Raw genomic sequence first — 5,495 nt, forward strand, 5'->3', positions numbered from 1 at the left:
CGGTGTGGGACCCGAGCATTCCCGAGCCTCGGGACTGAACGGGATTACGCTGCCGGGTAGCGGAAAGGAGATTCGCAATGACCGTCACCGTTGTCGACCGGGGGCCCCGCCAGGTGAGTCGCAGGGTCGAGGTGGCCGCACCGGCCGCCGACCTGTATGCCATGGTCGCCGATCCTCGGCGGCACCACGAACTCGACGGGTCGGGCACGGTGCGCGACAACATCGCCATGCCGCCGCAACTCCTTGAGGGATCGAAGTTTTCGACGCACATGAAGATGTTCGGCTTGCCCTACCGCATCACCAGCACGATCACAGCGCTGACGCCGAACGAAGTGGTCGAATGGCGCCACCCGGTGGGTCACCGCTGGCGGTGGGAATTCGAGGCGGTATCACCCACCCTGACGCAGGTCACCGAGACGTTCGACTATCGCGATGCCGGTGCGCTCAAGAACAAACTGAAGTACTACGAGCGGATGGGTTTCGCCAAGGCGAATGCGTCGGGCATCGAGGCGACGCTGACCAAACTGCGGGATCGCTACGCGGGGTGATCAATCCGCCGCCGGATCGGCGGCGTCCCAGGGGATCACGCCGGACACCCAATGGCTCAGTTCTCGGGCCCGGTCGTTGCGGTGCAGATGCCGCGGGGGTGTCGCGTAGGTGGAGTAGGGCCGGCATCGGATGACGACGCGGTCCTCACGTTCGCACATCGCCTGGATGTGCGGGCGGGCCTCGTCACCGAGTGGCTGGCCGGACATCCGGCCGGCGACCGCCATCATCACGTCGACCGCCAGATCCCGGTCCTGCTCGACGGTGGCGTCGGCGTAGACCTGCAGGTAGGCGAACGGCCACCGCTCGTCGAGGACGCACAGGCTGACTTTGCCGTCCCGCTCGACGACGCGGGCCTTGCCCCTGCCGGCCATGGTGGAGACGAGCAATTCGTCGGTGTCGGTGGGGATGTAGTACACGACCGACATGCCCGGGCCGTCGTTGCGACGGCGGTAGCCGAACACGCAGGTGCGGTGGGTGCGCACGAACTCGCGGCGCTCCGAGGGACGCATGTCGCGCTCGGTCGGAGCGGTGAAGGGCTCTGCCGCCAGGGGGAGGAGCATGACGAATTGTCCTTGCCGTCAAGGGGGTTGATCCGGATGGTAATTATGGATACAGTGTCTTCGTAATGCACGATGATGTCAACCGGCCGCGCAGACCTCGTGGCCGCCCGGCCCTGCCGATGGACCGCATCCTGGGCGCGGCCGTCGAACTCCTCGATGAGGAGGGGGCCGAGGCATTGTCGATGCGGTCGCTGGCGCAGCGCCTGGGATCGGGCACCGCCACGCTGTACCGCCACTTTTCCAACCGCTCCGAATTGGTGTCTCTGGTGATCGACCAGATACTCGGCGAGATCGATCTCGATGCGCGGGCGCTGGCCGCTTTACCCTGGCAGCAATCCTGTATCTTGTTCGCGCAGCATATGTTTGATGCACTGAGCCGGCATGGCAATGTCGCCGCCCTGCTGATCGAGTACACGCCGATGGGGCCGAATGCGTTGGCCAATCGCGAGCGATGCCTGGCCGTCCTGCTCGACAACGGGTTTGCGCCCGCGGTCGCGGCCCACGCGTATGCCACGCTGGCCCGTTATGTGCTGGGCTTTGCGATCCAGCTCTCCAGAGCGACGGCCGATGGCGGTCAACAGGACGCGGAACTCTCCGCGGCGTTTCACCGGCTCGACTCGGCGCGCTATCCCGCGACCGTCACCGTCGCCGACGAGCTTCCCGTTCCGTTGGCCGACGAATTCGCTTTCGGGTTGCGGCTCATCGTGGCCGGGCTCGAACGATTGCGCGAGTGATCGCGTTCATGCCGACTCCACAGCCGCTACGGTCATGCCGGTCCCGCGAAGAGGGTTCCCCGCAGTAGCTCCCTGGCCGAGCTCAGCGTGGCCGCATACGCATCCGGGTCCAGGTTGGCCGCCCGTTCCGTGAGGCCGCGGACCAGCGCGTGGATCGCGTTCACCGCGGCGGCCGGATCGGTGTCGGCAGGGAGCCCGCCTCGCGCGTGGGCATCCCAGACAACCTCAGTGATGATGTCGCGCAACGCTTTCAGCCCGGGATAGTGCACCCGGGTGCGGCCGTGGTGCTCGTTGCCTGCCACCCGGATCGCCCGCTCGAAGGCGGCCAGGTACGGATAGTCGCGCATCAACCGGCTCGACTCGTCCAGCACCGCCACGAGGCGCTCGACGGCGTCGCCGTCCTGCCCGGCAGCGGACCGCAGCCGGGGGAGTGCGATGCGCTCCATTTCGCTGACGGTCGCCTCGAGCAATTCCGACTTGTTCGGAAAGTAGTGATACAGGCTGCCGCTGGTCATATCGGCCGCCCGGGCGATCTCCCGAATCGTCGCGCGGGCGTAGCCCGCCTCGGCAACGCAGCGCATCACCGCGGTGATGATGCGCGCGCGGGTTTGCTCACCATCGGCGCCGACGGGCCGGCCCAATTGCGACGGCGTCACGGCCATGCCGCGCTACCCGCCGCAGAGCTGTTGGTCACGCACCGCGCACCTCCGCGCCGAAACCGTCAAGCAAAATTGATCACCCGATTATATTCGATGTGTCGGGCCGTCGGCCGACGGACAGGATGCAACCAGTGGAGGTAGCGCCGTGACACGGGCGCAACTCGGACGCCCGATTGGTGCCAGCGGCGAGGAAACCCGCCAGCGGATCATCGTCGCCACCATGCGGTGCGTGGCCTCCGTGGGATACGCCCGCGCGACGATCCGCGAGATCGCCCGCACCGCCGGAGTGACCAGTGCGAGCCTGTACAACTACTTCCCGAACAAGTCCGAGTTGATGAAGGCCGCGGTGGCGGCGCGGACCGACGTCGCGGTCCCCCGGCTGCGCCAGGCGGCCGCCCGTCCCGGCGACGCCGTCGCGCGAATAGAAGCGGTCCTCGACGAGTCGGGCCGGCTGATGCGCGAGTACCCCGACCTCGCGGCGTTCGAATGGGTGATCCGGGCGGAAAGCGCGATCGCCGGTGACACCCACGACGCGGACAACTCGGGGTTCCGGGCATTCCGCGAAATCATCGACGGCATCGTCGACGACGCTTTCCGCGGCGGCGAGCGCGCCGGTGATCGGCACGGCGTCGTCGAGGCGCTCTACGCGCTGGTTTACGGCTTGGTCGAGTTGGGGGCGACGCTGCCGGCCGAGGAGTACCACGCGGCGCTGGCCTCGGCCAAGGGGCTGATCAGGGGAACGCTTCTCGCCGCGGAGCAGCGGGCGTAGCGGCCGGCAAACGGCGCCGATGCCGCGACCTTCCCTTGATATGATCAATCGATTGATTATATAGTCGTGGCCACGGAGAGGAACCCGAGTCCGTGACTGAGACCGTTGGCCAGGCTCTAGACGTCGACGCGCTGCGACGCCGGTATGCCGAGGAACGCGCGCGCCGCTTGCGCGCGGACGGCATCGCCCAGTACATGGAGATGACGGGCGCGTTCGCCCGATTCGCCGAGGACCCGTGGGCGGGCGAGGACGCCGCCCGCGAGCCGCTCACCGACGAAGTCGACGTGGCCATCATCGGCGCCGGGTTCGGCGGACTGCTGACCGGGGCGCGGCTACGCCAGCAAGGCGTGCAGAGCGTGCGGCTGATCGACAGAGCGGCTGACGTCGGCGGCACCTGGTACTGGAACCGCTATCCCGGAATCGCTTGTGACGTCGAGTCTTACGTGTACATGCCGTTGCTCGAGGAGCTCGGCTACACGCCCACCGAAAAGTACGCCAAAGGTCCCGAGATCTTCGCGCACTGCCAGCGCATCGCCCGCCACTACGACCTCTACCGTGACGCCTGCCTGCGGACAGATGTACGGGAGATCCGTTGGGAGCCGGGCGAATCGCGCTGGATCATCCGCACAGACCGGGGCGACGAGATGCGGGCCAGGTTCGTGTCCATGGCCAACGGGTACCAGGCCAAGCCCAAATTGCCGGGGATCGAGGGACTCGGGGCGTTCGGCGGGCATGCGTTCCACACCAGCCGTTGGGACTACGCCTACACCGGGAAGAACTTGCAGAATCTGGTCGGTCGGCGCGTCGGCATCATCGGAACCGGCGCCACGGCGATCCAGTGTGTACCGCACCTCGGCTCGGCGGCGGGGCGGCTCTACGTGTTCCAGCGCACGCCGTCATCGGTGGATGTGCGGGCCAATAGCGTCACGGATCCACAGTGGGCCAGTGCATTACGGCCAGGCTGGCAACGCGAGCGGATCCAGAACTTCCAAACCCTCACCGCCGGAGGACAAGCCGACGAGGATCTGGTCGCCGATGCCTGGACGAGCATCACCCGCAAGCTTCCGGTCATGCGTCACGACGGTGACGGCCTCGCGGATCCCGAACAACGCGGCCGCGACATCGAGCTGGCCGACTTCGCCAAGATGGACGAGATCCGCGCACGGGTCGACGCGATCGTCGCGGATCCCGCTACCGCCGAGGCGCTCAAACCGTGGTACGGCTACTTCTGCAAGAGACCCTGCTTCCACGACGAGTATCTGCAGACGTTCAACCGTGCCAACGTCACACTGGTCGACACCCAGGGGCGTGGGGTGCAGCGCATCACCGACGCCGGGGTGGTTGTCGACGGTGCGACCTACGAACTCGACTGCCTCATCTTCGCAACGGGTTTCGAGGTGGGCACCGACTACTGCCGCCGCACCGGATTCGAGCTGATCGGCCGAGACGGCGTGACGCTGACCGAGCACTGGGACGATGGCGTGCGCACCTTCCAAGGACTGTGCACGACCGGCTTCCCGAACTGCTTCATCGAGAGCATCGCCCAGGCCGGCCTGACGGTGAACTTCCCTTACCTGCTCGACGTGCAGGCGACCCATGTCGCCTGGATCATCGCGGCCGCACTCGCCGGCGGCATCACCGAGCTCGAGGCCTCTCCCGGAGCCGAAGCCGCCTGGGTCGACACGGTGGTGGCGCGGTCGGTGGCGAGCGCCGAGCGCGCCAAGACGTGTACGCCCGGCTACTACAACCGGGAGGGAAAGGCCGACGCCAAGACGCGGCAGGGCAGCTTCTTCTTCGGCGCACCGACCGAGTACGCCGACATTCTGCAGCAATGGCGCGCCGACGGGGACCTGGCGGGGCTGCTGATCCACCGCACGCAGGACGAACCGTGACAAGCCGAAAAGCCCGACGGCTCTACGCTATTGGCCGGATTCGGGCGGTGACGCGGCGGCGCCGGCCGCCGACTGTGGCGATCATCGGCGCGGGCTTCGGGGGTCTGGGCGCCGCGGTCGCGCTACGCCGTGCCGGCATCGACGACGTGGCGATCATCGAGGGCTCCGACGGGGTCGGCGGCACCTGGCGACGCAACACCTATCCCGGTGCCGCCTGCGACATCCAGAGCCACCTCTATTCGTTCTCCTTCGCGCCCAACACATCCTGGAGCCGCACCTACGCGCGGCAGCCCGAGATCCTGGCCTACCTCGAATCGGTGGCCGACGATTTC

The 5,495-nt window shown here is 67.3% G+C and carries 7 protein-coding genes; 5 read left to right on the forward strand and 2 right to left on the reverse strand.

The genetic code is table 11. From position 1 onward, the window contains the following. Positions 1-77: 77 nt before the first annotated feature. The gene (locus tag Q0W90_RS22920) at positions 78-548 is read left to right on the forward strand and encodes an SRPBCC family protein (RefSeq protein WP_297701045.1); all 471 of its coding nucleotides are present in this window, start codon (positions 78-80) and stop codon (positions 546-548) included. On the opposite strand, the gene Q0W90_RS22925 is transcribed toward Q0W90_RS22920, so the two are convergent. Beyond that, positions 549-1,109 carry a pyridoxamine 5'-phosphate oxidase family protein gene (locus tag Q0W90_RS22925; protein ID WP_297701044.1) on the reverse strand — a complete coding sequence of 187 codons (561 nt, stop codon included), beginning with the start codon at positions 1,107-1,109 and terminating at the stop codon, positions 549-551. A gap of 119 nt (positions 1,110-1,228) precedes the next feature. Between Q0W90_RS22925 and Q0W90_RS22930 the strand changes: the two genes are divergently transcribed. Continuing rightward, a complete protein-coding gene (locus tag Q0W90_RS22930; protein ID WP_297701047.1) occupies positions 1,229-1,843 on the forward strand; it encodes a TetR/AcrR family transcriptional regulator in 615 nt (204 codons plus the stop codon). A gap of 32 nt (positions 1,844-1,875) precedes the next feature. Here the strand turns inward: Q0W90_RS22930 and Q0W90_RS22935 are convergent, their stop codons facing one another. Continuing rightward, positions 1,876-2,505 carry a TetR/AcrR family transcriptional regulator gene (locus Q0W90_RS22935; RefSeq protein WP_297701043.1) on the reverse strand — a complete coding sequence of 210 codons (630 nt, stop codon included), beginning with the start codon at positions 2,503-2,505 and terminating at the stop codon, positions 1,876-1,878. A 142-nt stretch (positions 2,506-2,647) separates the two neighbouring features. On the opposite strand from Q0W90_RS22935, the gene Q0W90_RS22940 reads away from it, so the two are divergent. From Q0W90_RS22940 to Q0W90_RS22950, 3 genes are all read left to right on the forward strand, one after another. Beyond that, a complete protein-coding gene (locus tag Q0W90_RS22940) occupies positions 2,648-3,271 on the forward strand; it encodes a TetR/AcrR family transcriptional regulator (RefSeq protein WP_297776818.1) in 624 nt (207 codons plus the stop codon). A 92-nt stretch (positions 3,272-3,363) separates the two neighbouring features. Then, the gene (locus tag Q0W90_RS22945) at positions 3,364-5,163 is read left to right on the forward strand and encodes an NAD(P)/FAD-dependent oxidoreductase (RefSeq protein ID WP_297776819.1); all 1,800 of its coding nucleotides are present in this window, start codon (positions 3,364-3,366) and stop codon (positions 5,161-5,163) included. Then, the coding region (locus tag Q0W90_RS22950) for an FAD-dependent oxidoreductase (protein WP_297776822.1) at positions 5,160-5,495 on the forward strand (336 nt) is incomplete at its 3' end. The genes Q0W90_RS22945 and Q0W90_RS22950, both read left to right, overlap by 4 nt.

Source organism: Mycobacterium sp. (genome assembly GCF_025933915.1).
GTDB lineage: Bacteria > Actinomycetota > Actinomycetes > Mycobacteriales > Mycobacteriaceae > Mycobacterium.